Source organism: Ferribacterium limneticum (assembly GCF_020510565.1).
GTDB lineage: Bacteria > Pseudomonadota > Gammaproteobacteria > Burkholderiales > Rhodocyclaceae > Azonexus > Azonexus limneticus_B.
Genome location: NZ_CP075189.1, coordinates 3,100,599 through 3,126,867, shown reverse-complemented (window position 1 = coordinate 3,126,867; position 26,269 = coordinate 3,100,599). Strand labels below are relative to the sequence as shown.

General features: G+C 61.8%; 21 protein-coding genes. 9 read left to right on the top strand and 12 right to left on the bottom strand.

The genetic code is table 11. The annotated features are described in order from the left end of the window. Positions 1-6 precede the first annotated feature (6 nt). The 3 genes from KI610_RS14900 to KI610_RS14890 are packed head-to-tail and all read left to right on the top strand — an operon-like array spanning position 7 to position 3,989. Positions 7-2,334: a DNA internalization-related competence protein ComEC/Rec2 gene (locus tag KI610_RS14900; RefSeq protein ID WP_226495748.1), complete on the top strand. Its 2,328-nt coding sequence runs from the start codon at positions 7-9 to the stop codon at positions 2,332-2,334. A gap of 24 nt (positions 2,335-2,358) precedes the next feature. Beyond that, positions 2,359-3,213: an alpha/beta fold hydrolase gene (locus tag KI610_RS14895; RefSeq protein ID WP_226495747.1), complete on the top strand. Its 855-nt coding sequence runs from the start codon at positions 2,359-2,361 to the stop codon at positions 3,211-3,213. Further along, positions 3,210-3,989: an alpha/beta fold hydrolase gene (locus tag KI610_RS14890; RefSeq protein ID WP_226495746.1), complete on the top strand. Its 780-nt coding sequence runs from the start codon at positions 3,210-3,212 to the stop codon at positions 3,987-3,989. Before KI610_RS14895 ends, KI610_RS14890 begins: the two co-directional genes overlap by 4 nt. Here KI610_RS14890 and KI610_RS14885 read toward each other — a convergent pair. From KI610_RS14885 to KI610_RS14875, 3 genes are all read right to left on the bottom strand, one after another. Next, on the bottom strand, positions 3,945-5,993 hold the full coding sequence (locus tag KI610_RS14885) for a PAS domain-containing hybrid sensor histidine kinase/response regulator (RefSeq protein ID WP_226495745.1): 2,049 nt from the start codon (positions 5,991-5,993) through the stop codon (positions 3,945-3,947). The two genes, KI610_RS14890 and KI610_RS14885, sit on opposite strands and share 45 nt — an antisense overlap. Positions 5,994-6,127: 134 nt before the next feature. Beyond that, the gene (locus KI610_RS14880) at positions 6,128-6,898 is read right to left on the bottom strand and encodes a M90 family metallopeptidase (RefSeq protein ID WP_226495744.1); all 771 of its coding nucleotides are present in this window, start codon (positions 6,896-6,898) and stop codon (positions 6,128-6,130) included. Continuing rightward, complete coding sequence (locus tag KI610_RS14875; RefSeq protein ID WP_226495743.1) at positions 6,895-7,779, bottom strand: DMT family transporter; 885 nt, start codon at positions 7,777-7,779, stop codon at positions 6,895-6,897. The genes KI610_RS14880 and KI610_RS14875 overlap by 4 nt, the downstream gene beginning before the upstream one ends. Before the next feature lie 97 nt (positions 7,780-7,876). On the opposite strand from KI610_RS14875, the gene KI610_RS14870 reads away from it, so the two are divergent. The 3 genes from KI610_RS14870 to KI610_RS14860 all read left to right on the top strand — a co-directional run bounded on the left by KI610_RS14870 (position 7,877) and on the right by KI610_RS14860 (position 11,254). Next, the gene (locus KI610_RS14870) at positions 7,877-10,099 is read left to right on the top strand and encodes a RelA/SpoT family protein (RefSeq protein WP_226495742.1); all 2,223 of its coding nucleotides are present in this window, start codon (positions 7,877-7,879) and stop codon (positions 10,097-10,099) included. A 16-nt stretch (positions 10,100-10,115) separates the two neighbouring features. Further along, positions 10,116-10,295 carry a LiaI-LiaF-like domain-containing protein gene (locus KI610_RS14865; protein WP_226495741.1) on the top strand — a complete coding sequence of 60 codons (180 nt, stop codon included), beginning with the start codon at positions 10,116-10,118 and terminating at the stop codon, positions 10,293-10,295. Positions 10,296-10,360: 65 nt separating this feature from the next. Beyond that, positions 10,361-11,254, top strand: a complete 894-nt coding sequence (locus KI610_RS14860) for a hypothetical protein (RefSeq protein WP_226495740.1) — start codon at positions 10,361-10,363, stop codon at positions 11,252-11,254. Positions 11,255-11,336: 82 nt separating this feature from the next. Here the strand turns inward: KI610_RS14860 and ppk1 are convergent, their stop codons facing one another. The 3 genes from ppk1 to KI610_RS14845 all read right to left on the bottom strand — a co-directional run bounded on the left by ppk1 (position 11,337) and on the right by KI610_RS14845 (position 16,146). Beyond that, positions 11,337-13,418, bottom strand: a complete 2,082-nt coding sequence (gene ppk1 / locus KI610_RS14855) for a polyphosphate kinase 1 (protein WP_226495739.1) — start codon at positions 13,416-13,418, stop codon at positions 11,337-11,339. Between the two features lie 125 nt (positions 13,419-13,543). Then, positions 13,544-14,884, bottom strand: coding sequence for an isochorismate synthase (locus KI610_RS14850; protein ID WP_226495738.1), 1,341 nt, complete (start codon positions 14,882-14,884; stop codon positions 13,544-13,546). After that, on the bottom strand, positions 14,881-16,146 hold the full coding sequence (locus KI610_RS14845) for a class I adenylate-forming enzyme family protein (protein WP_226495737.1): 1,266 nt from the start codon (positions 16,144-16,146) through the stop codon (positions 14,881-14,883). The genes KI610_RS14850 and KI610_RS14845 overlap by 4 nt, the downstream gene beginning before the upstream one ends. A 123-nt stretch (positions 16,147-16,269) precedes the next feature. On the opposite strand from KI610_RS14845, the gene KI610_RS14840 reads away from it, so the two are divergent. After that, the gene (locus KI610_RS14840) at positions 16,270-16,809 is read left to right on the top strand and encodes a TlpA family protein disulfide reductase (RefSeq protein ID WP_226495736.1); all 540 of its coding nucleotides are present in this window, start codon (positions 16,270-16,272) and stop codon (positions 16,807-16,809) included. Between the two features lie 13 nt (positions 16,810-16,822). Here the strand turns inward: KI610_RS14840 and KI610_RS14835 are convergent, their stop codons facing one another. The 5 genes from KI610_RS14835 to KI610_RS14815 form a co-directional block, all read right to left on the bottom strand. After that, positions 16,823-17,509 carry a hypothetical protein gene (locus tag KI610_RS14835; RefSeq protein WP_226495735.1) on the bottom strand — a complete coding sequence of 229 codons (687 nt, stop codon included), beginning with the start codon at positions 17,507-17,509 and terminating at the stop codon, positions 16,823-16,825. A gap of 145 nt (positions 17,510-17,654) precedes the next feature. Further along, a complete protein-coding gene (locus tag KI610_RS14830) occupies positions 17,655-19,142 on the bottom strand; it encodes a DUF5666 domain-containing protein (protein WP_226495734.1) in 1,488 nt (495 codons plus the stop codon). Continuing rightward, complete coding sequence (locus KI610_RS14825) at positions 19,139-19,939, bottom strand: DUF6502 family protein (protein WP_404827413.1); 801 nt, start codon at positions 19,937-19,939, stop codon at positions 19,139-19,141. Before KI610_RS14825 ends, KI610_RS14830 begins: the two co-directional genes overlap by 4 nt. 392 nt (positions 19,940-20,331) lie before the next feature. After that, complete coding sequence (locus KI610_RS14820; protein ID WP_226495732.1) at positions 20,332-21,630, bottom strand: NAD(P)-binding domain-containing protein; 1,299 nt, start codon at positions 21,628-21,630, stop codon at positions 20,332-20,334. Continuing rightward, a complete protein-coding gene (locus KI610_RS14815) occupies positions 21,627-22,589 on the bottom strand; it encodes a sensor domain-containing diguanylate cyclase (protein WP_226495731.1) in 963 nt (320 codons plus the stop codon). Before KI610_RS14815 ends, KI610_RS14820 begins: the two co-directional genes overlap by 4 nt. 125 nt (positions 22,590-22,714) lie before the next feature. Here KI610_RS14815 and KI610_RS14810 point away from each other — a divergent pair, with 125 nt between their 5' ends. Beyond that, positions 22,715-23,665 (top strand): hypothetical protein, encoded by a 951-nt coding sequence (locus tag KI610_RS14810; protein WP_226495730.1) that lies wholly within the window; start codon positions 22,715-22,717, stop codon positions 23,663-23,665. After that, positions 23,640-25,472, top strand: coding sequence for a cytochrome c3 family protein (locus tag KI610_RS14805; protein WP_226495729.1), 1,833 nt, complete (start codon positions 23,640-23,642; stop codon positions 25,470-25,472). The genes KI610_RS14810 and KI610_RS14805 overlap by 26 nt, the downstream gene beginning before the upstream one ends. 355 nt (positions 25,473-25,827) lie before the next feature. Here KI610_RS14805 and KI610_RS14800 read toward each other — a convergent pair whose 3' ends face one another. Then, positions 25,828-26,130: a hypothetical protein gene (locus KI610_RS14800; protein ID WP_226498593.1), complete on the bottom strand. Its 303-nt coding sequence runs from the start codon at positions 26,128-26,130 to the stop codon at positions 25,828-25,830. Positions 26,131-26,269: the final 139 nt, after the last annotated feature.

Here is a 26,269-nt window from a genome sequence, read left to right as displayed (position 1 = left end):
TGCAGCATGCGCCTGAATATTCTCGCCTTCGCCGCCGGTATCCTCGGTGTGCAGATGCAGCCGGAACTGCCCGGCTGGGCGCTGTGGGCGGTTGCCGGCGGGTTGTTGGTGCTGCCCCGGTTGCGCTGGTCGGGCTGGCCCTTACGTCTTCTCGCGCTGCTCGGTTGTCTGGCGCTCGGGGTGGCGTGGGGCGCCTGGCGGGCCGATATTCGGCTGGCCGATGAGCTTGGCGCCGACTGGGAGGGACGCGATGTCGACGTGGTCGGCGTTGTCGCCGGTTTGCCACAGGATTTCAGCAACGGTACGCGTTTCGAATTTGACGTAAATTTCCGGTTGACCGTAGCAACCGAGAAACCCGTTGTTCCCGAGCGGATCATGCTCTCCTGGTATCAGGGCCGGCGCGACGACGAGCAATTCGAACGATTGCAGGTCCGGCCCGGCGAGCGCTGGCGTTTCACTGTTCGCCTGAAACGGCCGCACGGCAACGCCAATCCGGGCGGCTTCGATTACGAAGCCTGGCTGCTCGAACGCAACATCCGGGCGACCGGCTACATCCGCCCGAATCCGCCGCAGCGCCTCGACGCCATGGTCTGGCAGCCGGACTACGCCATCGAGCGGCTACGCCACGCCATCCGTGATTCATTTGTCCGGATTCTGCCGGAAGAAAGTTATCCGTGGGCCGGCGTTCTTGTGGCGCTGGTCATTGGTGATCAGAAGGCGATTCAGGGCGATCTTTGGACGACCTTCAACCGGACGGGGACGACCCATCTGATGAGCATTTCCGGGCTGCATGTGACGATGGTCGCTGCCCTGTTCGGCTGGCTCGTGTCGTTTGCCTGGCGGCGCATACCGGCACTGGCCTTGCGCTTGCCGGCGCAGAAGGCGGGGCTGCTCGCTGCCTGCCTCGGTGCCTTCGCCTATGCGCTGCTCGCCGGCTTTGCCGTGCCGGCTCAGCGTACGCTGTACATGTTGCTCGTCGCCGCGGCCGCCATGCTTTCGGGGCGCCTCGTGGCGCCGAGTCGAATCCTTTGCCTGGCCTTGCTTGTCGTGCTGCTGTTCGATCCATGGTCAGTTTTGGCGGCTGGTTTCTGGCTGTCGTTCGGCGCGGTAGGCGCCTTGCTTTACATCGGATCAGCCGCTGTCGGCGAGGCGACTGACCGCTGGGCCAAAATCCGCGCCTGGGGCGTCGTGCAGTGGGCGGCGACGCTTGCTTCGTTGCCCATCCTGCTCCTCGTTTTCCAGCAATTCTCGTTGGTCTCGCCGTTGGCCAATGCGCTGGCCATTCCGGTGATCAGTTTCGTCGTCACGCCGCTCGCGCTGCTCGGTGCCCTCGTGCCGTGGTGGCCTATCCTTGGGCTGGCGCATCAGGTCATGGCCTGGCTCATGGTTTTTCTCGACTGGTGCGCCACTTGGCCGGTCTGGCTGGCCCCAGCACCACCGCTATGGGCAGCTTTGACAGCTGGCGTTGGCGTCGCGATCTGCCTGTTGCCACGCGGCTTGCCCGGGCGACTGCTGGGTGTCTTCCTGTTCGTGCCGGCCTTGTTCTGGCCGGTGGAAAAGCCAGCCGAGGGCGAAGCGTGGATCAGTGTGCTCGATGTCGGGCAGGGGCTGGCCAGCGTCATCCGGACGCGCGAACACACGCTGATCTACGATCCCGGGCCGCTCTACAGCGCCGAATCGGATGCCGGGCAGCGCGTCGTCGTGCCCTATTTGCGGGCGCAGGGTATCGGCCATATCGATGTGTTGATGGTCACGCATCGCGATACCGATCACTCCGGCGGCACGGCCTCGGTCCGGGCGGCGCTGGCGGTGGATGAGGTTTATTCGTCGGTGGCCGGTATCGGTGGTCGGCAGTGCATGGCCGGTCAGCGCTGGGTGTGGGATGGGGTCGTATTCGAGGTGTTGCACCCGGCGGCCGAGGCTTACAGCGGCAACAGCAAGCCGAATCACCTGTCCTGCGTCCTGCGCCTCGAAGCCGGGGGCCGGCGCATGTTGCTGACCTCCGACATCGAAGCGCCCGACGAGGCAGCCTTGCTCCTACGCTATCCGGACGGACTGGTGGCCGATGTACTGCTCATGCCGCACCATGGTTCAAAAACGTCGTCGACACCGGCCTTCCTGCAGGCAGTCGGGGCAGCGCAGACGGTTATCCCGGTAGGCTATCGCAATCGTTTCGGCCATCCGAAAGCCGAGGTATTGGCCAGGCATGAGGCGATGGGCACGACTATCTGGCGAACCGACCGCGATGGTGCCGTGCGTATCCGGCTGGCCGATGGCGGCATGACCTTGTCAGGATGGCGGCTAGAACATCGCCGGTATTGGCATGGCCGGTGATACATTTGAGGTGGAGGAACCAACATGCAATTCAAGCAACAGATCGTGCAATGCCTCGGGCCGTCAGGTCTGCACCGGATGGCCTACACCGAGTGGGGCGCCCGCGATAATCCGCGCGTGCTGATCTGCGTGCATGGGCTGACCCGCAACGGCCGCGATTTCGATGCGCTGGCCGAAGCCATGTCGGGGCACTACCGCGTCATTTGTCCGGACGTCGTCGGTCGCGGCCAGAGCGGCCATTTGAGCGACCCGGCGGCTTACGCCATCCCCCAATACGTCGCCGACATGGTGACGCTGATCGCCCGCCTGAACGTAGAGAGCGTGCATTGGCTCGGCACCTCGATGGGCGGCCTGATCGGCATGGCGCTCGCCGCTCAGGAAGGCACCCCGATCCGCAAGATGGTACTCAATGATGTCGGGCCGGTGCTTACCGCCGAATCGCTGCAGCGCATCGGCACCTATGTCGGCGCCGACCCGGACTGGGCGACTTTCGAGGAGGCGCTGGCCTTCGTCAAATTCGTCAGCGAGCCCTTCGGTGCGCTGACCGAGGCGCAGTGGTATCACCTGACCGAAACCAGCGTTGCCCAGGGCGCCGATGGTCGCTGGCGTTTCCGCTACGACCCGCGCATCGCCGAGCCGTTCCGTGCCGCTTTCGCCGACAAGGATGTCAACCTCTGGCCGCTCTACGAGCAGATCAAGTGCCCGACGCTGGTCATTCGCGGTGCCCAGTCGGACCTGCTGACCCGCGAGACATGGCAAAAAATGGCATCCTGCGGTCCACAGGCGGAACTGGCTGAAATCGAAGGCGTCGGTCATGCGCCGATGTTCCAGTCGGCTGATCAGATCGCCATCGTTCGTGACTTCCTGTTGAGCGCATGAAGCACATTGTTGTTCAAGGGCTGACGCTCGAATATCGCGATTACCCGGCTACCGCAGAAGGTCGCCCGACCTTGTTGCTGCTCCACGAGGGCCTTGGTTGCGTCAGCATGTGGCGGCATTTTCCGGAAAAGCTGGCGGCAGCCACCGGTTGCCGATTGATCGTCTGGTCGCGCGCCGGCTATGGCGGTTCAGAGGCTTACCCGGAGCCACGCACACCGCGCTACATGCACCGCGAGGGCGAGGAAGTATTGCCGGCCCTGCTCGCCGCGCTGGAGATCGAACGACCGCTACTGATTGGCCACAGCGATGGGGGCAGCATCGCGCTGATCTTCGCCGGCGCTTTCCCGGAGGTGCCGCTCGGCGTTGCCGTCATGGCCCCGCACGAGTTTGTCGAAGACGTCACGCTGGCCGGTATCCGCGAGGCCAGGACGGCCTGGCAAACGACTGATCTACCGAAAAAACTGGCGCGTTATCATCATGCGCAGACCGAGCGGGTGTTCAGCGACTGGAACGACACATGGTTGTCGCCGGCCTTCCGCGACTGGAATATCGAGGGCTATCTGCCGAAGATCCGCTGCCCGCTGCTCGCCATCCAGGGCGAGGACGACGAGTACGCGACGATGCGCCAGATCGATGCGATAGCCGAGCAGGTGCCCGGTACCCAGTTGCTCAAATTGGCCCAATGCGGTCACTCGCCGCACCGCGATCAGGAGGCGGCGGTATTGGCCGCCTTAGCTGCCTTCGCAGCTAAGTTCCGAGTCGGCCCGACGTTCTGAATCGGCCTTTTCCAGCCAGTTGAGTAGCGTGGCAAACAACAGATCGGGGCTGGCCGGTTTGGTGATGAAATCGTTCATGCCGGCGGCCAGGCAAAGAGCGCGATCCTCGGCATAGGCATTGGCCGTCATGGCGATGACCGGCACCTGCCGGCCATTGGCCAGGGCGCGAATCAGGCGGGTGGCTGCCAGCCCATCCAGGGTTGGCATCTGGACATCCATGAGGATCAGGTCGTAATTGTTGTGGCGGACCAGGTCGACTGCCTGTCCGCCGTCTTCGGCGGTCTCGACGCATAGCCCGGCCTCGGCCAGAAACTGCTCGGCAATCTCGCGGTTGATCGGTTCATCCTCGACGAGCAGGATGCGACGTCCCGGATAGTCCCGGGTCAGCCGGGTTTCTGGATGGCTCGCGGCGACGTCCGGGATCTTCGGGAGAGCCTGGCTCCCCTTTTTCAGGCGAACGGTGAACCAGAAAATACTGCCTTGGCCCGGTGTGCTGCTGGCCCCGGCCGTACCACCCATGCGCTCGGCCAGTTTGCGGGTGATCGCCAGTCCGAGGCCGGTTCCGCCGTATTTTCGGGTCAGTGTGTTGTCGGCCTGTTCGAAGGCCGCAAACAATCTGGGCATCGCTTCGGCCGGGATGCCGATGCCGCTGTCCTCGACCTCGAAACGCAGCACGGCGCCATCCGCCTCGTCGGTCAGCAGGCGGACACGCAGGATGACCTTGCCGGCATCGGTAAATTTGACGGCATTGGCGGCGTAGTTGAGCAGAGCCTGTTGCAGTGCAGTCGGGTCGCCCTGCAAATTGGGCGGCAGTTCATCGCTTTCGCTGGACAGGTTCAGGTGCTTGGCCTGGGCGGCGGTTTGCAGCATGGCCATGACGTTATCGAGAACCTGACCGATGTGGAGGGGCGTTTCGGCGAGAACGAGTTTCCCGGCCTCGATCTTCGACAGTTCGAGAATGGCGTTGATGATGCCGAGCAAGTGTTGGCCAGCATTCTCCAGCTTGTCGAGCTGTCCGGCCTGCGTCGGGGTCAGACCGCCGCGTCGGATCAGATGGGCCATGCCGGTGACGGCATTGAGCGGCGTCCGGATTTCGTGGCTCATGTTGGCGAGAAAGGCGCTTTTCGCGATGCTGGCCGCTTCGGCCGCTTCCTTGGCGTGCGAGAGTTCGGCCGTGCGCTCGGCAACCAGTTGTTCGAGGCGGTCGCGATGCTTGGCCAGTTCATCCTGGGCGGCCTTGGCCTCGGTCACGTCGCGCGTGATGGAAAGCAGGCAGGGCTGGCCGTTGAAGGTCATCGGCGAGACCGAGAACATGCCCCAGAAAATTTCGCCAGTCTTTTTGCGAAAGCGGGCTTCGAAGTTGATCTTGGATTTTTTCTCGCGTAGTTTCAGACTGAAATTCTGGCGATCCTGCGGATCGGCCCAGATCGACATTTCCAGCGAACTGCGGCCGATCAATTCCTGGCGCGTGTAGCCAGTCATGTTGAGGAAGGCCTGGTTAACGTCGACGTAGATGCCTTCCTCCTGGCTGGTAATGGCGATGGCGTCGAGCGTCGTCTCGAAGGCCGTGGCGTAGAGCCTTTCGCTGTCTTCCCTGGCCTGCTGCGAGCGGACGATGTCGCTAATGTCGCGGAAGAACCACACGCGGCCCATGTAGCGTCCATCGTCGCCCCGCAGCGCCGCCGAATGACGATGGAGTGTGCGTCCATCCTTGAGCGGGATATTGCAGTCGTCTTTCAGGTTCGGGTCGGCATAAAGGGTGCGGATACGCGCCAGGAAGGGTTCGCAGTCACGGACACGGGCCAGCACCTGTTCGAGAATCGGGGTGTCGGAGGTGCCGATCAATGCCTCGAGCGGCGCGGCCGGGCAGGGAATGTTCCATACCGCGAAGAAGCGTTCGTTGATCGAGGCCAGCGTGTTTTCCGGGGTGACGACCAGAATGCCACCCGGTGCCTCATTGAGGATGGCGCCATGCAAGGTGGTACGAAAGGATTCGCTGGGCATTTCGAATGGCATCGAACGAGTTTTTTGGGCAGGTCGGTTATGACCAACATCATACCCCTGTCAGGGGTGTGGGAATTCGCCTTGCCGCTGGCTCGCCTGCTGTTCAGGTGGTTGTCGGCCGAGGCAGGGCGCGGTTAATGGTCAGGTCGGCTGGTCAACCGGCGGGTCAGCGGATCCTGAAGGTAGTAGCGACAGAGCAGGCCGTAAATAGCCGGATATTCGCCAGCGACGATGTCGGGGATGTCGAAAAAACTCTCGGAGAGCACAGCGAAAAATTCGGCGGGGTCGGTGCTGGCGTAGGGATCGATCGGCGTATCTTCGCCGCCGTCCACGCGTTGGCAAAAATCGTCGTAAGCGGCCGAGAATTTGGCCTCCCACTCCGTTTCGGTGATGCCCGAATGCAGCGCCGGCATGCCGTCCGCCTCGCCGTTGAGCATGTCCAGCTTGTGGGCGAATTCGTGGATCACGACGTTGTAGCCGTCGCCGGCCATCTGCACGTCGTGCCAGGAAATGATCAGCGGGCCACCTTCCCAGGCTTCGCCGGAGAGCACGTCGTCGTATTCATGGACGACGCCGGATTCGTCCTCGATGCGGCGCGGTACGACGAATTCGTCGGGGTAGACGACGATGCCGACCCATTCGCGGTAGGCACCCAGCCCGAGCTTGAGGATGGGCAGGCAGCCCTGGGCGGCGATCGAAACGCAGATTTCGTCGGTCAGATCGAGGCCTCCGGCGGTGCTGAATTCCTTCTCGGCGAGGAAGGCTTCGGCTTTCATTTTCAGCTCTTTTTTCTCGTTGACCGTGAGATCGTCGAGAAAGGGCAGGGCAGCGACGGTGCTCGCCCACAAGGCGTCGGGAATCTCCGCTACCTTCTTGCCGCGCAACCTGTCGAGCCAACGTTTCATTTTTTCATGGTCAGCCAGATGCCCGAGAAAATCAGGGCGATGCCGAAGTAGTGATACCAGAACGGAACTTCTCCGAGGAACATGAAGGAGAGCAGCGTACCGAAAACCGGCATGAGGTGGATGAACAGGCTGGCTTTATTGGCGCCGACTTCGGCGACGCCCTTGTTGTAGAAAATGTAGCCGAGGAAGCTCGGGAAGAGGCCGACGTAGGCCAGCGCGGTCAGCGAGCCGAGGTGCAGGTTGATGTGCCGGCCTTGTGCCAGTTCCCAGGCGTAAGCAGGGCCGAGGGCGCAGAGGCCGATGGCGGTGGTGGCGCCGAGCATCAGCATCGGATGCACGCCGGCCGGGCGCCAGGCCAGGGCGACGGTGTAGATGGCCCAGTCGAGCACGGCGACGAGCATCCAGACGTCGCCGACGTTGAGGTTGAGATGAGCGAGCACGGCCAGGTCGCCACGTGACACGATGGTCAGCGCACCGCACAGCGAAATGACGACGCCGATGCCTTCGACCCGGCGCAGGTGCTTGCCGAGGAAGGCCCAGGAAATGGCGATGGTGGCGATCGGCACGAAGGAGTTGAGCAGTGCCGCATTGGTCGCGCTGGTGTCCTGCAGGGCGATGTAGGCAAAGGTGTTGTAGCCGCCGACACCGAGCAGGCCGAGCACGAGCAGGGGGCGCCAGCCTTTTTTCAGTAGCGGCCATTGGGCTTTGAGGTGGGGCAGGGCCAGTGGCAGGATCAGTGCGAAGGCGATGGCCCAGCGCCAGAAAGCGAAGCCCAGCGGCGGAATGTCGCCACGGGCACCACGGCCGACCACCATGTTTCCGGACCAGAAAAGAACGGTCAGGATCAGCAGCAGATAGGGGTTGGCGAACAGTTTTTTCATGGTCGCCGGATTATGCCTGATCGGGCTGCGGCGGTGGGTGCCGGCCAATTTGCCGCTCGCTGCGCCGGTCTTGGGAGATCGGTCTTATAATTGCGGCATGGTTTCCGTCGTCCATTCCGTCGCCTCGCAAAGCGACTTCGAACAGTTCCTGGTCACGTTGGCTGAGGGCTTGGCCCCGGCCGATGCGGAACGTCTAAAATCCGCCGTCGAGTACGCTTGGACCACCTACGGCGAACGCTCGCTGGGCAGCGGCGAGCGCATCTGGTCGCACGCGCTGGGCATGGCGGTGATCATTACCGGCCTCAAGCTCGATGTCGAATCACGCATTGCCGCGCTGCTCTTCGCCATTCCGGCCCAGGATGAGCACGGCATCGCCAGCATCGAAACGCGCTTCGGCAAGCCGGCGGCGCATCTCGTGCAGGGCATTTCGCGCCTAAACAAGTTGCGGCCGATTGCCAAGGGTTTTGTCGCCACCAACGTCGAGGCCGGCGAAGTCAATCCGGTCGAGATGAAGGCGCAGATCGAAGTGCTGCGCAAGATGCTGCTGGCCATGGTCGAGGACATTCGCGTCGTCCTGCTGCGTCTGGCCAGCCGGACGCAGACCCTGCGTTTTTATGCGTCCAATCCGGACGACTTGCGCGTTCAGGTGGCGCGTGAAACGCTCGAGCTCTATTCGCCGCTGGCCAACCGGCTCGGCGTCTGGGAGTTGAAGTGGGAACTGGAGGATCTGTCCTTCCGCTTCATCCATCCGGATACCTACAAGAAACTGGCCAAGCTGCTCGACGAAAAACGCAGCGAACGCGAGCAGTTCATCGTCGATGCCGTGGCCAAAGTCCGCGATGAACTCGAAGCGGCCGGCGTGCATAACGCCGAGATCTACGGCCGGCCGAAACACATCTACAGCATCTGGAACAAGATGCGCAAAAAAGGCGTCGAGTTCTCCGAGGTCTATGACGTGCGCGCCCTGCGCATCATTGTCGATGACCTGCGCGAGTGCTACACCGCGCTCGGCATCGTGCACAACCTGTGGCTGCCGATCCCCAAGGAATTTGACGACTACATCTCGAATCCCAAGGGCAACAACTACCGCTCGCTGCATACCGCCGTGCGCTGTCCGGACGGGCGCAGCCTGGAAATCCAGATCCGTACCTGGGAAATGCACAAGCACGCCGAACTCGGCGTCGCCGCTCACTGGCGCTACAAGGAAGGCAGCAAGCGGACGACCGAGGACGATTACGACGAAAAAATCGCCTGGCTGCGTCAACTGCTGACCTGGAAGGACGAAGTCGCCGACAGCTCGGACTGGGTCAAACATTACAAGCAGGCGGCGCTCGACGAGACGATTTACGTCATCACGCCGCAAGGCAAGGTCGTCGATCTGCCGGCCGGCTCGACGCCGGTCGATTTCGCCTACCGCGTGCATACCGATCTCGGCCACCGTTGCCGGGGCGCCAAGATCGCCGGGCATCTCGTACCGCTCAACACGGCGCTCGAAACCGGGCAGGAAGTCGAGATCGTTACCGCCAAGGTCGGCGGCCCGTCGCGCGACTGGCTCAATCCGCTGCTCGGCTACATCCACACCAAGAGTGCCCGGGTCAAGGTGCGCGCCTGGTTCTCCAATCTGGCGCTCGAAGAAACGCTGAGCGAAGGCCGTGGCCTGATCGCCAAGGAATTGCAGCGGGCCGGCCAGACCGGGGCGAATATCGAGGAGTTGTCGCACAAGCTCGGTTTTGCCAAGGCCGACGACCTGTACATCGCTGCCGCCCGTGGCGACCTCAACCAGCGGCAATTCCAGTCCGTTGCCAAGGGCGGCGACCTGCTGGCCGAAACCCAGTTGCCGGATGAAGTGCTGGCCAAGCCGAGCAAGCCTGTCCAGGGCAACCAGGGCATCCTGATCGTCGGCGTCGACAAGCTGCTGACCCAGCTCGCCCGTTGCTGCAAGCCGGCGCCGCCCGATGAAATCCAGGGTTTCATCACGCGTGGCAAGGGCATTTCCATCCACCGCATGGACTGCCCCAATTTTTCCAATCTCGCTGCACTGCATCCGGAACGGGTCATTGAGACCGATTGGGGCCTGACGACGACCGGCGTCTTTGCCGCCGACATCATTGTCGACGCCCATGACCGTCAAGGCCTGCTGCGCGACATTTCCGAGATATTCACCCGCGAGCGGCTCAATGTCATCGGCGTCAACACCCAGTCCAAGCAGGGCAAGGCGCACATGAGCTTTACCGTCGAGATCACCAACCTGCAGCAAATGCAGAAGACGCTGACCCTCATCCACGAGGTCGAAGGCGTCGTCGGCGTACGCCGCGCCTGATCGTCAGGGAGTCCGCATGAAAGGCAACTTCGCAGCCATCGCCCTGATCGCCATCGGCGCCATCGCGCTGGCCGTCAATCTCGACCTGTTTGAGCTGGACTTGGTCGGGCTGATCAAGAAATGGTGGCCGCTGGTGCTGATCGTGCTCGGGGTTGGGCTATTCTTCACGCCGGATGACGGCGGGAAGCGCAGCTGACTCAGCCGCTTGTCTGTGTTGCAGGACCGACCGGGGGTGCCAGCGCATTCCGCTAGCCGTTTTGCATGGGCTCGGCAGTAGAATCCGGTTCACTATCCCTTGTCGTCTGCGTGCGTATGCCTTTGCCTGAAACGCATTTCCTGTTCTGCCGACCGCTTGCGCTGGCGCTGGCTGCGCTTTGTTTGCTCGCCGTCGCGCCGCCGGCGCCCGCCGCAGAGCTGTCGACGGCGGCCCGGTCGCGGCTGTTTCTGGACAAGAAGGATCCCCCGCCGAAAGTCACGCCCATGAAATGGGATCAGCCGGAGAATTACGACAGTCCGGCCAGCCTGGTCGAGGAGCTGCCACCAGCCGTCCTTGAGCTGTTGGGCTTCACGCCGTTGCGCATCGAGCCGGCACCACCCACGACGCCGCGCATCCAGGTCATCGCCACCGGTTTGGTGTCCGCGGAAAATGGTGTCAAGGCGGGTTTGTCCTTCGCGCGCCGGGCTGCGCCTGACGGTGTGTGCCGGGTGTTCGTGTCGAAAGAGACGGCTGTCGCCCTGGACGATACAACCTTCGTGCAATGGCACGAGCGGGCCCATTGCGACCGGGGCTACAAGGACAGGGAACTGGAGGAGAGCAAGGCCAATGTCCAGGGTTACTTGATGATGGCCAAGACGGGGGACCTTTGGTACGCCTGGCAGTCCATCGATAATCGGGCGCGTCTCGTTGGCAACAACCAGCCGTTTTTTGCGCCCTACCTGTTGGGCTACCGGGTGGCCAGTTCAACCATCCTGCCACTATTGAAACGGCGCGGAGGGCCAAAGCAGGAGCTGGGGTACGAGCTCGTCGCGCTTCTCACAGGCATGAGTGAGCGACAGGTCAATGCCCTCTCCATGCTGTTGGTCGAGGACGCCAAGCGCAAACAGCTCGATGGCAAGCCCTGGACGCCTTTTAAGAGCGGGGCTGCGCCGGATTGATTGCGGCCTGCAGGCCGCATTTCATTTTTCGCTGTTTTTTCCGGTTGACCGTAGCAAGCCCGGTTGACCGTGGAAGTCCCGATCAGCTGGTGCCCAGTGTCACCATCAGTTCGCCCTGGGCATTATGCGGTTTGCTGCGTGTCGAGCGGCGACGCTGGTAGTTGCCTTGGCCGTTCATGTCCCAGCCCTGCTGGTTGTCGGCCAGGTAGAACTTGAGGCCTTCGTTGATGACGCGCTTCTTGAGCTTGGGGTCGAGGATGGGGAAGGCGAGTTCGATGCGCTTGAAGAAATTGCGGTCCATCCAGTCGGCGCTGGAGAGATAGACGGTTTCCTTGCCACCGGCCAGGAAGTAGAAAATCCGGTGGTGTTCGAGGAAGCGGCCGATGATCGAACGCACGCGAATCTTGTCGGAAAGCCCGGGAACGCCGGGGCGCAGGGCGCAGACGCCGCGGATGATGAGGTCGATCTCGACGCCGGCCTGCGACGCCTGGTAGAGCGCATCGATGACTTCCGGTTCGAGCAGCGAATTCATCTTGGCGACGATGCGCCCCTTGCCGCCGGCTTTGGCGGTTTCTGCTTCGGCAAGAATGCCGGCAACGACATTTTGCTGCAGTGTGAACGGTGCCTGCCACAGGTGTTTGAGTGTGCGCGCCTTGCCCAGTCCGGTCAGTTGCTTGAACACTTCGCTGACGTCGTTGGTGATTTCCTCGTTGGCCGTCATCAGGCCGAAGTCGGAATAGAGGCGGGCGGTGCGCGGGTGGTAGTTGCCGGTGCCGAGGTGGGCGTAGCGCTTGAGGCCGCCGTCTTCGCGGCGCACGATGAGCAGCGCCTTGGCGTGCGTCTTGTAGCCGACGACGCCATAAACGACGTGGGCGCCGACGTCTTCGAGCTTGGTCGCCCAGCTGATATTGGCTTCCTCGTCAAAGCGCGCCATCAGTTCGACGACGACGGTGACTTCCTTGCCGTTCTGGGCAGCGCGGATCAGCGATTCCATGAGCACCGAGTCGGTGCCGGTGCGGTACACCGTCATCTTGATGGCGACCACCTGCGGGTCGGTCGCCGCCTGGTTGAGAAACTCGATGACCGGCGCGAAGGACTGATAGGGGTGATGGAGCAGGACGTCGGTCTTGCGGATGGTGTCGAAAATATTGACACCCTTGCCGACGACCTTGGGCAGGCCGGGTACGAAGGGGCGGAATTTCATGTCCGGGCGATCAACCCAGTCCGGCACTTGCATGAGGCGGACCAGATTGACCGGACCATTGACGCGGAAAAGATCGGATGGCTTGAGGGCAAACTGGGCGAGGAGGAATTCGGCCATCGCCTCGGAGCAGTTGTTGGCGACTTCAAGACGCACGGCATTGCCGAAATGGCGTTGCGGCAACTCGCCCTGCAGCTTGGTGCGCAGGTTGGTGACTTCTTCTTCGTCGACGAAGAGGTCGGAATTGCGCGTGGCGCGGAACTGGTAGCAGCCGAGGACGGTCATGCCGGTGAATAGTTCGCCGACGAATTCATGCAGGATCGACGACAGGAAAACGAAGCCGTATTCACAGCCGGCCAGTTCCTCCGGCAAGCGGATAACGCGCGGCAGGACGCGCGGTGCCTGGACGATGGCGGCGTTGGAACTGCGTCCGAAGGCATCCTTGCCTTCGAGTTCGATGGCAAAGTTCAAACTCTTGTTGAGCACTTTCGGGAAGGGGTGCGACGGGTCTAGTCCGATCGGCGTCAGCACCGGCACCATTTCGCGGATGAAATAATTGCGGATCCACTCGCGCTGCGCCTCGTTCCACGTCGACCGGCGCAGGAAGCGGATGCCTTCGTTGGCCAGTGCCGGCAGGATGATGTCGTTGAGGTGCTGGTACTGCTCGGTGACGATGGCGTGCGCCTCGGCCGAGACCAGCCGGTAGGCCTCCTGGGCCGTCTTGCCGTCGGTGGTGGTGACGGTGGCGTGCGCCTTGACCTGCTCCTTGAGGCCAGCCATGCGGATTTCGAAGAATTCGTCGAGGTTGCTCGAGACGATGCACAGGAAACGCAGGCGTTCGAGCAGTGGCATGCGCTCGTCCTCGGCCTGGGCCAGAACGCGCCGGTTGAAGGCGAGCAAACCGAGTTCGCGGTTGAGGTAATTTTCGGTCGGGAAGCGGGGTTTGGGCAGCGGATGGGTCATCGCGTCATCTCCATGTTTTTTCTGAAGTATAGGCTTTAAGTCCATCATTTTGTTGCACTAAGATTACGGTGCGATGACACTCGACGGCTGTTTGCCACGGTCAACCGGAAATTTTGGCCAAATTCTCAGGCGCGAAGACTGTCGTCGGATTCCGGCCTGATCGACGGGGCCAGTGCGGCGAGCAGGGTGCCCAGCTTGGCGGTGGTTTCTGCCAGTTCGTGCGCGGCGTCCGAACCGGCGACGATGCCGGCGCCGGCCTGCAATTCGGCCGTGTTCCCGGCGAGCAGGGCCGAACGCAGGGCGACCGAGAACTCGCCGTCGCCCTCCGCCGTCAGCAGGCCGATAGCGCCGCTGTACCAGCCGCTGCGCTGCTCGTTGTGGGCGGCCAGCCAGGCCTGCGCGGCGGCGACCGGAAAGCCGCCGATGGCCGGCGTCGGATGCAAGGCGCGGACCAGTTCGAACAGCGTCGTCCCCGGGCGGACGGTAGCGGCCACCCGGCTGCGCAGATGGAGCAGTTGGCCGGCCGCGTGTTCCTGGGCTGGTTCGGCCAGCGGCGGCGTGGCGCAGAAAGGTGCTAGCGCCGCACAGACGGCCTGAACGACCAGAGCCTGTTCGTGGCGGTTCTTGGTTTCGGACAGGGCCAGCGAGCCGGGCCACGAGGTGCCGGCCAGCGCATCGGCATCGACGCGGTTGCCGGCGAGGCGGACCAGCCGCTCCGGTGTTGCGCCGACGAAGCTGTGCTGGCCGTTGCCGTGGGCATAGACGAGGCTGGCCGGTTGTTGCGTGAGCAGTTGGCCGAGCACCGAGGCCGCCGAAAACGGGCTATCGGCCTCGATTTTCCGGCTGCGGGCGAGGACGATTTTATCGACCCGGCCGGCCTCGATGTCGCGCAGCGCGGCGTTGACGCGGCCGATCCAGGCTCGTTCGGCCAGCGTTTCGGGGCGGCTCGGGCGTTGGCGCGGGGTGCTGGCGATGGCCGGCGTAGCGAGCCATTGCGGCCATTCGGCGGCGCTCTGGGCAAGGCGGCCGGCTGGGGCGCTGAACGTCACCGAACATTCGCCAGCGACCGATTCGAGCAGGATGGCCGGGATGGCGAGCAGGGCGTTGGGCAGCGGCGCGTTGTTGCCGGCATCGAAGGCGAAACCTGCGAAAGCGAAGGCCGGGCCGTTGCGCCGCCAATCGCGGCAAAAGCCGGCGAAAGCGTTGTCGAGGGCGGCCAGCCGGTTGGGGCCGGCGCTCGTGACGTGTAGAGCGTGGCCGATGGCCAGACGATATTCGTGGTGGTCCGGGCGGGCACGGTACCAGTAGGGGGCGTCGGCCGGCAGCAGCGGCAGCCAGTCGGACTCGGCGCGGCCGAGCGAGAGACGCAGGCTGACCGGCGCCGAGGCCGGGGCGCCGGCGGCCAGCGCTTCCAGCCGGGCCAGCGTTGCCGGGGCGCTCAGGCAGCGGCGCAGGGTGTGGATCATTGAGCGGCCTCGGCGGCGAGACGGCGTAGCGCGGCCCGTTCGAGCTTGCCGGTGGGGTTGCGCGGCAGGCGCTCGACGGCGTGGATTTGGCGCGGCAAGGCGGCCGATGGCAGATGACGGCGGGCGTGGGCGATCAGGTCGTCCGGGGCGACGGGGCCGACGACGAGGGCGACGACGAGGTCGCCCCAGACCGGGTCGGGCCGGCCGGTGACGGCGACATCGAGGACGCCGGGGCAGGCGGCGAGGCAGGATTCGATTTCCTGCGGATGCACGTTGCGGCCGCCGCTGATCAGCATGTCGTCGGCTCGGCCGAGGATGGTCAGGCGACCGGCGGCGTCGATCAGGCCGAGGTCGCCGGTGGTCAGCCAACCGTCGGCGTCGATGCCGCTGCCGTCGAGATAGCTGCGCATGACCTGCGGGCCGCGCACCTGCAGGCGGCCGTCGGCGCCGATGCGGATGTCGTGGCCGGGCATCGGCCGGCCGACCAGGCCTTCATGCCAGTCGCCGTCAGCCGGGTCGAAGGTGGCGAACTGGGCCGCCGTTTCGCTCATGCCGTAGCTCGGGTAGAGCGGCCAGCCGGCAGCCACGGCCCGGTCGTAGAGTGATTGCGTCAGCGCGGCGCCGCCGATCAGCGCAACGCGCAGGCTGGCCGGCGGTTTGGCGCCGAGGTCGAGGAGCCGGGCGAGCATGGCCGGGACCAGCGAAATGTGGGTGACCGACAGGGCGACGAGGTCGGCGGCAACTTGCTCGGTGACGAAGCCGTCGTGGAGCAGCACGCCGGCGCCAGCCCGGGCACAGCGCCACAAAATGGACTGGCCGCCGATGTGGTAGAGCGGCAGGCAGTTGAGCCAGAGATCGCCGGGGTGCAGCGGCAGGCGTTCGTTCGAGTTGGCGGCAGCGGCGTCGAGCTGGGCGTTGCCGAGCAGCACGGCGCGCGGCTTGCCCTCGCTGCCGCTGGTCGCGATGATCAGGGCGACGTCGGCCGGTGGCTGTTTGATCGCCGGGGGCGCACTTCCACGGTCAACCGGAAAAAACGGCCAATTTTGAAAACTGCAGGCGTAGGCGTGGCGGGCCAGATGCAGGCTGTCGCCGGCTTCGATGATGGTTCCTGGGCGGTTGGCGAGCTGGCCAGCGAGATTTTCGCTAGCGGCGAACAGATCGGCAAAGCTCAGGCAGTGGCCGGCAACCAGCAATGCGGCGCTATGCGGATGTTCGCTCGCGGCCTGCCGGAGATGCTGAGCCAGAGATGTGGGGGCTGCCATAAGCATTCGATTATAAATAGACGCTGCCTCGTTGAAGGCAAGACAGATCAAGAAAATGCCTTACGATGACAGCCTTCGATGGGGCGGCGTGCCCCGCGTGGAGACGATTTGATGGAGTTTGGCATGCGTCGGAAAGGTTGGGGATTTTTATCGATGAAGGCCCTGGTGATCGGCCTTTGTGTGATGCAGTTTGCCGGCAGTGCGGCGGCCGGGACGCCGGGCGAAATTCCTGTCGGCGCCTTGCTGCCCGAGGCTCAGCTCAATGCACTGGTCGGCGGCGCTGCGAAGTTATCGTCCTTTCGCGGCAAGCCTCTGCTGATCAACGTCTGGGCCAGCTGGTGCGGGCCCTGCCGGGCCGAGATGGGATCGATCGAACGCTTGTATCAGCGCTACGGCAGCAAGGGATTCAACGTTGTCGGCATTTCAACCGACGACGATCAGGCGGCCGCCGCCAAATTCGTCAAGATTTCCGGCGTCAGCTTCCCGAATTACATCGACCGCAATCTGGTTCTCGAAAACATGCTCGGTGCCAACCGCTTGCCGCTCACCGTGCTGGTCGACGGCGAAGGTCGGGTGATCAAGAAAATTGCCGGCTCGCGTGCCTGGGATGGCCCGGAAGCGATCAATCTGGTTACGCAGGCTTTTCGCCTGAAGGCGCAGTAACGCGCGCCAGTACTCAGTAGGTATACATCACGAAGACACCGCCACCCAGATCCGGGCTGGCGTTGGAATAGCCGGACACAAGATAGCCCTGCAATTTCCAGTTCGGGTCCAGCTTGTGGGTGACGAAGCCGGTCACTTCGCGGATAGGTGCACCGCCGTCCTGAACTTTTTGCCGGAAATCGTAGCTCAAGCCCAGCGCACTTGCCTGGGATGCCCGGAAAGACCAGCCCAGTGAGGCGTAGAACGGGTCTTTCAGATCGGTGCCGTCGGGGTCGCCCATTTTCTTGTAACCCAGGGTGCCGAACAGCGTGTGTTTGTCCAGTGTCCGATAGACCTCGGTCTGCACCGAATAGTCGTTTTCGCCGGTGCCCAGTCCCTTGTTCTCATCGGCCGTCGCCAGCTTGACTTTGGCGCCCAGCTCGACGAGCCAGGGGCCTTGCTGCAGCGCGCTCCAGCTGCCGGTCAGCACGATGTCGCCGAGGCCGGTTTCCTTCCTGCGCGTGCCTTGCCCGTTGGTCAGCGTGACCCGGTCGGCGCCAGCGCCGGAAACAGAAGAAGGGCCGCTCGTTTCGACGTAGGGAATCGTCGCGCGCAAAGTCCAGTCGCCGGTTTCATATTTCACGCCGAAAGGCATGTAGAGGGTATCCGTGCTTTCGGAAGCGCCGTATTTTCCGGTCGAATAGTCGATGCCGGTACTCATGGTCAGGCTGCTTTCAGCGTGGCATGGCAAAACTGACAGAAGGCAGAGAATTGCGAGAATGCGTGTTTTCAAGCGGGTACCTGATGCAACGTAAATAAAACCATGATTTTAACGTGGTCTTTTGGTGCGCGGTGAAAATGCCACATCAATGCCGTTCCCGCCTTTCGACCCGTTCGACCTTCTCAGCTCGCTCGACCTTCTCAGCTCGCTCGACCTTCTCAGCTCGCTCGACCTTCTCAGCCTTCTCGACCTTCTCGACCTTCTCGACCTTCTCGGCCTTCTCGGCCTTCTCGGCCTTCTCGGCCTTCTCGGCCTTCTCAGCCTTCTCAGCCTTCTCGGACTTCTCGACCTTCTCAGCCTTCTCAGCCTTCTCGGACTTCTCGGACTTCTCGGACTTCTCGGACTTCTCGGACTTCTCGGACTTCTCGGACTTCTCGGACTTCTCGGCGCTCTCGCCCTTCTCCACCCGCTCAGACGTTTCGGTTTTTTCGGTCGATCTTGTTGTTTCGCTGCTATCCGCCTTGGTGGACGAAGTGCCATGGGTTCGTTCGGCGTTCTTTGGCAGTGGTGCACTGCGGTTTTCGCTGCTCGCCAGTTCAAAATGACTGACCACGAGTTGGCCCGAGCGCCCGACCTTGGCGTCTACAAAAATTCGCCGATTCGGTTGCAGGGACTTCATCTGGCTGGCCGTCGCATTGGGCAGCGACAACTCCACCCCGCCAGCCGTAATTTTTCCGCGACCATCGGAGGTCTGAACCAGACCCTCGAGCAGGATTCTGCTGGCGCTATTCTTGAACCGGTAGGTCGGATCGGCTGTGACGCTGGTCGGAACCAGTTCGCTGCCCGTCCATTTGCCTCTGACCAGTGCCGCGCTGGCGTCGACCGCAGCGCTAACAGCAACCCCGCCGACCCGGGACTGTTTGCCTGAGCTGACGACTTGTCCCAGCGCGCCTGCTTGCTTGAGGTTCGGGCTGGGCTGGACGCGCGTTGCGACCAGCGTGCCATCAGCACCGGCGAGGGCGCTGACCTTGACGAGTTGGCCGATGGCCAATCCCTTGCCCGGTCCGCGGGTGTTTGGCCCGACCGCCACGTTTTGCCCGAGGACCTGAATCATTTTGCCGCCGTGCGACAGCTTGGTGATGGGCCCTTCAAGGGCGTTCAGAATGGCGATGTTTCGCGCTTGCAGTCCCTTGGGGGAATTGGTGGCGTCGATCGAGACAACCTGGCCGACCGCCAGCTTGTCAGCCGACGACGGGTCGCCGTTTTCGTTGACCGGGACGCCATGGTCGAAATGAACTTCGACCCCGTTTACACAAACGGAGGCAAATCCGCTGACAACACCGACAATGCCAACCGATGCTCCGTCGGCAACGGGGGCGCCAGTTCCACCGATGCCCCCTCCCTCGTCGCCGCCGAGCGCAGGGGATCCCGTGCCGCCGATGCCGCCGCCACCCGGTTCGGTATTGTGGCCGATTGTCTTGTCTGTGGCAGGGCTGCCGGTACCGCCAATGCCGCCGATCCCATCCCGCGCCTGATGGCTTTTCCCTGGATGCTCGGGATCGACGCAAACCGGGCCGGACCAAGCGACCAGAGGGAAAGCGGCAACGACGAGCGACAGAAGATAACGTTTCATTTTTCCGTGGGTGTTTCGCTGGCGTCCGTGCTGTAAAAATAGACGCCGCAGGTGAATCGCTTCTTCGGCCCGCTATTTGGCGAGGCCGGTGACTGCTCGTTGCCATCCACTGGCTGAGCTGCCAGGGTGTGCAACTGGGTCAAGGTTTGCATGCCAAGCTTGGCGGCGCGAATGCGCAATTTTTCGACCTGGGCTTCGGTCAGCGAGCTGTGATGCACGCTACGCTCGAACCACGGACTGCTCGTCGTCAGCACGTTGTCTGCTGCGGCCGCTGCATGATCGCCGAGGTTGTGGCCGTAATACGCCAGTTTTTCTTCGACGCCCTCTCGGGGGACAAAAGCGTTGCTGAGCAGTTCGACTTCGTCGGCTTCATTGATTTTGACCACACCCAGTCGCAACCATTCGTCGAGTACCGAGCGCGGACGAATATCCTGGCTGATGCTGGCCACCAGCGCTTCAAACGACGCCTCTCCGGCGCCGCGAGCGAGCCGAGACAGTGGACGGGGCTGACCGTTTTCATCAAGCCACTGGGCGCCGGTAATCCAGGTGGCGACGACTTGCGCGCTGAGCGATATTTTTGGTGGCAAATTGGCTTCGACATCGGGCAGTTCGCGCAAACGTTTGACGTCCTTGCGGTGCACGCCGGTGATCAGGCTGATCCGGCTGTCGGTGGACGCCTTGTTGTCGAGCCGGAAATCGCGTTCCGCCACTTCGACGAAGACGCGTTTGAGGAGCTCGATTGCCATCGGCAACGTAATCTCGTGCGCCAGCATGACGCGGACAATGGGGGACAGCACGCGGTGAATCGCGGAGAGAAGAACGGATCGTAGCGGTGAGTCTGACATCAAGGGGTGCCGTTTTTCAGGTGACGAGCCAAAGTGGTATCTGGATTCAGCTCGTCGCCGGGGTCGTGGGGAGTTTCTGGCCAAGCGCCCTGCGCCGATCTTGCCGGGATCGGCGATCAGTCAGCACCAATCCTTCGCTGGTGCTGTAGGGCGGGAGGAGATCAGGCGACATTCTACGTCCCCGGTGGCGTTTCATAAACAGGGTTTGCAGCCATTCCTCGGCGGATTCCTGGCGCACTTTCACGGCTTTCTTGATGTCATTTGCGGAATAGTTTCCCACGTTTGTCTGTGGAGGTAAAGCGTGGAAGCCTGCCGAACTGCCGGACTCAAGCAAAGCAGGCTTGCTATTCGCCGTAACGGGTGTCGACCTGGACGCCCATTTTTTTCAGCATCGGTGTCGGCAATTCGCCGCCGGCACAAACGATGACCGCATCATTTGGACGTTCGAGGATGTCATCGCCATGCTTGAGGGCGATGTTGTCCATGCCGATTTCCCGGACCGTGCTCTCGAGCAATTGTTCAATCCTGTTTTCGGCGATGGCCTCGGCCAGCCGTGCCCGGTTTTTCGGCTTGACCCGGTCGAAGGCCTTGCCGCGGTAGCTCAGTGTGACGTGCGTGCCGGGCTCGTTGGCGATGTCGAGGGCGGCCTCGAGGGCGCTGTCGCCGCCACCGACGACCAGAACGTGCTTGTCCCGGTATTGCTCCGCCTCGATCAGTCGATAGACGACCTTGGCTTGTTCTTCGCCCTTGGCGCCCAGTTTTCTCGGTGTGCCGCGGCGTCCGATGGCGAGCAGCACGCTGGCCGTCGAGTAAGTCGCCTTGTTGGTGCGGACCGAAAAGATGCCATCGACCGGGGTGATTTCTTCCATGCGTTCGCTGAACTGGATGTTGGGCGTGGCCTTGTCGAGGATGCCTTGCCAGATTTCCATGAGCTCTTCCTTGCTGATTTCGCGGACCTTGATTTCGCCGATCAGCGGCAGGCGCATGGGGGCCGTCATGACCAGTTTGTTGCGCGGATAGTGATAGGTGGTGCCACCGAGCGAGTCTTCCTGTTCGACGGTGACGTAGTTCAGCCCCGCTTCTTTGGCGGCCAGCGAGGCGGCAATGCCGGCCGGACCGGCGCCGATGATCACCAGGTCGTAGTCAGCCTTGCCGTGCGGCCGGCCGGTGATCGTCTTGACGGCATGCGTGCCCTGGCGGATGGCATTGCGGATCAGGCCCATGCCGCCCAGTTCGCCGGCGATGAAAATGCCCGGGATGTTGGTCTGGAAGTCCGGATCGACCTGGGGAATGTCCATGCCGCGCTTTTCGGTACCAAAGACCAGTTTGATGGCGCCGACCGGGCAGGCTGGCGCGCAGGCGCCATGGCCGATGCAGTGCGTCGGATTGATCAGCACGCCCTTGCCTTTGATGACGCCCAGTGCTTTTTCCGGGCAGGCCCTGACGCAGGCACCCGAGCCCATGCAGATCGACAGGTCGACGACGGGGTGTAGCGATGGCGGTTCGGTCAGGCCGGCTTCCTGGGCCTCCTTGAGCACGGCATGGTGGATTGCCGATACCTTCTTTTTGGCGCGCAGGTGAAAGGCGGCGGGAATCAGAATGAGCAGTGCCGGCAGGAGGTAGTAGAGCAGATCGGAGATCATTCGTCGGTGTTCGCAAGTTTGTTTTCGAGGGCGCTCACGGTACTCATCGGATCTTCGCCCGATTCGTGTTCGACGGTGGCGATGCTCACGGTCAACCGGAAATTTTGCCCAAAATTGAAATGTTCGAGGGCTTTCCGGATTTCGTTGGCGACATTGTTGGCACTGATTTCGGGGGTGTTGGGCAGGAGAATCATGAACGTGCTGGGATCCCACTGAGTCGCCGTATCCGAGGTGCGCAAGCGATTGGTGACCGCTTCGGCACATTGGCACAATTGATCATCCGACAGATGACCCGTTTCTAGCCGCCCGATTCGGCAAGCGATCAGCGAGAGCGGGAGCCGGTAGCGGTCGGAAATTGCCGAGACGTGGGCCAGCTCGGCCTCAAAGCATTCGGGCGACGGCAGTCCGGTCAGCGCATCGCGCAGGTTCATGGTGCTATCCGGATTCGGCGGCGTTGAACGGTGGGCATAACGCACGATCAAGGCGATCAGGAGCGAGAGAATCAGGTGTTCATCCAGTCGTTCGTGGTCGCTGGCGAGCGGCCAGGTCAACACGACAAAAAAGCCGCCAAGCAGCAGCCACAGCCGGAGCGGGAGTTGTTGATAGCGCCAGGCCCACCAGGCGGCGACGAGGGGCGCCCAGAATAATAACGTCGAGGCCAGTTCCGAGGCTGGCTGGCCGGCACCAAAGCGTATTCCCAGGCTGGCAATGACCAGTACGTAAATGGCGATGTCGACGGCCAGGCCGGCATTGCGCTCGGCAACCGTCCATCCGGCCTGATGGGCAATCCAGATGAGCAGGAGCGGCAGGCTGACGAGCAAATAAATCAGGCTGGTGCCGGTCGGCCAGAGGCGCTGGAATTCGACGCAGGCAATGACGAAGAGGCCAAGCAGGCCGCCCATTGAGCCCGCAGAGTTGATGCGGCTGGCTTTTGCAGATTGCATAGGATTTTCAGTCATTGTTCATTTCTCCCGGACGGCGTGCACCTCGCCGAGTAATTTTTTTGGTATTCTTGAATAAGTGTGAAATTTTACCCCGTCACGCTTTGGCCCGATAGTCTGTCGATTGTTCGGGCGCAGGGTGGGTGGGGCGGCTCGGTCCCGTTAATCAGATTCAGGAATCCATGAATACAAGTGCGCTTGGCCCAATGACGGTGATTTCCCTGGAGGGAGAAGCAAAATCCTCCAGCGAGAAGGTATTTCGTGGCGCCTGGCGAGTGTCGATCACGCTGCTTGTCGGTCTGCTGGTTTTTCTCGCCTGGCTGGTCCGGACCGGCGAGTTATACGATTCCAACTCCGATTTTGCCTACAACATCGGCCTGATCGGCGGCCTGCTCATGCTTAGCCTGCTCCTCTACCCATTGCGCAAGCGGATTCATGCCCTTGATCGACTGGGGAAGATGGAGTCCTGGTTCAAGTTTCACATGATCGCCGGGATAACCGGGCCGCTGCTGGTGCTTTTTCATTCCACCTTCAGAACCGGCTCGCTGAACGGTGCCATGGCTCTCTACGCCATGCTGTTGGTTGCCTGTAGCGGCGTGGTCGGGCGTTTCATTTACCGCCATATTCATCGCGGCCTCTATGGCAATCAACTGACGTTGGCCGGGGCTTCGGCAGAGCTCAAAGAGTGCGCCGAAAATGTACGCTCGGTTTTTGCCTTGCGGCCGGATATCGAACCGAGGTTGAAGGCATTCCAGGATGCAGCTTTCGACCTGTCTGGATCCTGGCAGTCTCGCGCCTGGCGCTTCGTGAGTTTGCGCTGGCGGAGCCGGCGGCTGGCCAAGCAAATTCGCCGCGATGCCAAAAATGCCCTGCGCAAGCAGTTTCGCAAGCAAGGCGGCAGACGTCGGGAAGTGATCGTCAACTACCGCCTGGCCCGCGAGCAGGTCGACCGATATCTCGATTCCGTCGTCAAGGCTTCACAACTTTCAGTCTGGGAAAAACTGTTTTCTTTTTGGCACGTCGTGCATATCCCGTTTCTTTATTTGCTGGTCTTTAGTGGAGTCGTCCATGTTGTTGCGGTCCACATGTATTAACCGGCTGTTTTCCGGTCTGGCGCTGATCGCCGCCATCGTCTTTTCCGGCGGGGCAGCGGCGCAGTCGATCGAAAAGGTATTGATGCCCGGCGAAGTCATTACCGGGCACGCCAAATACGAACACGAGTGCGAACAGTGCCATCAGCGCTTCGACAAAAAGGCGCAAACCAAACTGTGCGTAGACTGCCACAAGGATATCGCCGCAGACATCCGCAGCAAGACGCGGCTGCATGGCAAATCCGACGACACCAACTGCCGCAATTGCCACACCGAGCACAAGGGGCGCGGCGCCGATATCGCTCCCATCGACAAGAAGAAGTTCGACCATTCAAAAACTGACTTCAAGCTGCTCGGCGCCCACAAGGAGAGCAAGTGCGAGAGCTGCCACCTGCCCAAACGCAAATACCGTCAGGCGCCCAAGCTGTGCAATGACTGCCACAAGAAAATTGACGACGAAAAGGGGCACAAGGGCCATCTTGGTACCAAGTGCGAGAACTGCCACAACGAGAAAAAGTGGACGGAAACCACCTTCGATCACGAAAAAACCAAGTTCAAGCTACACGGTGGAAAACACGCCGACGTCAAGTGCAAGGATTGCCACGAAGACAAGACTTACCAGAAGACGCCGCTGACCTGTAACGGCTGCCACAAGAAGATCGATCAGGAAAAAGGTCACAAGGGTCGATACGGCATCAAGTGCGAGTCCTGCCACAACGACAAGGGGTGGAAGGAGATCGACTTCGATCACGATCACGACACCAAATATGCGCTGAAGGGCAAGCACCGTCAGGCCAAGTGCAACACCTGCCACTTGCCGGAAAAGGGAAATATCTATCAGGCAAAACTTCCCACCAAGTGCTTTGCCTGCCACAAGAAGGATGACCAGGAGAAAGGGCATCGCGGCGAACTCGGTGAAAAGTGCGAGAGCTGCCATAGCGAACGTGACTGGAAGAAATCCGATTTCGACCATGACGAAACCGATTTTCCCTTGCGCGACAAGCACAAGGATGCCAAGTGCGACACCTGCCACAAGGGCGGCGTCAGCGGCCCCAAAGCCACGAAATTGAAGGTGGAGACCGCCTGCATAGCGTGCCACCGCAAAAATGACGACGAAAAAGGCCACAAGGGCCGCTACGGCGAGAAATGCGGCACCTGCCATACGGCCAAGGACTGGAAGACCAGCATCTTCAACCACGACAAGGAAACCAAGTACCTGCTCAAGGGCAAGCACCGGGAGACCAAGTGCGATTCCTGCCATTTGCCCGAGAAAGGCAATATCTACAAAACCCGGCTGGAAGAGACCTGCATTGCCTGTCACAAGAAGGACGACAAACACAAAGGCCAACTCGGCAACAAGTGCGAGAGCTGCCACGACGAAAAGAAATGGAAGGACACCCCCTTCGATCACAACAAGTCGCGCTTCGCGCTGACCGGCAGTCACGCCAAGGTCGAGTGCAAGAAGTGCCACCTGACGCCGGCCTTCAAGGATGCACCGCTGACCTGTAACGGTTGTCACGAGAAAGACGACAAGCACAAGGGCGGTTACGGCAAGAAATGTGAGACCTGCCACACCACCGGTACCTGGAAAACCTGGGATTTCGATCATGCGACGACGCGCTTCCTGCTTGACGGCGGGCACAGCAAGGTCGAGTGCAAGGAATGTCACAAGGAGTCGAAATCAGGGCCGCGCAAGCCCGGCAGAGCGTGCATTGCCTGCCATGTGAAGGATGACGTTCATAACGGCGCATTCGGCAGCCAATGTGAGAGTTGCCACGTGGCGGCGAACTGGAAGAAAGTCAGGCGCTAGTAAAATGCATAAATTGTGTGATAAATTCCCTCGCGTTGTTTGTGATTTGTATCAATGCGTTGCCAAATTTGAGTTTCCTCAAGCTGGGCAACGAAATTGATTAACCGGTTTAACGAGGTATCCCGCCCGTGAAATATCTTGCTCGTCTACTCCTCGTTGTTCTCGCTGCTACCGCTCTCCTGTTCGGGCAGTGGGGGAGCGCATTCGCGCAGACGCAAGAAGGCGGGGCGCAAAATCTGAGCTTTGATCACAACACCACTGGCTATACCCTCGACAACACGCACAAACAGGTCAATTGCGAGACATGTCACACTTCTGGCGTCTTCCGTGGCACACCGCGCGCCTGCGCAACCTGTCACGCCGGCGCCGGGGCAAGGGCGCCGGGCAAACCGGCAACCCATATTCCCACGACGGCAGCCTGCGACTCCTGCCATCGACCGGGGGCAAGTAGCTGGAGCGAGAAGCCAACCGGATTCATCCAGGGTGCATCCGGGCATGCGATCAATCCGCTACTGGGTGTAACCGCCACCAATTGCCAGACCTGCCATAACGGGGCATTCATCGGCGCCAATGCGCTGACCAAACCGGCAACACACATGCAAACGTCGGCAGCCTGCAGCACCTGCCACACCACCACATCGTGGATGCCCGCGACCAATCCCCATGCTGGCGTGCAACCGGGAACTTGCGCCACCTGCCACAACGGCGTCAATGCGCCAGGCAAGTTGGTCGATCACATTCCGACATCGGCAGCTTGCGATACCTGTCACCAGAATTTCACGACCTTCGTTCCGGCA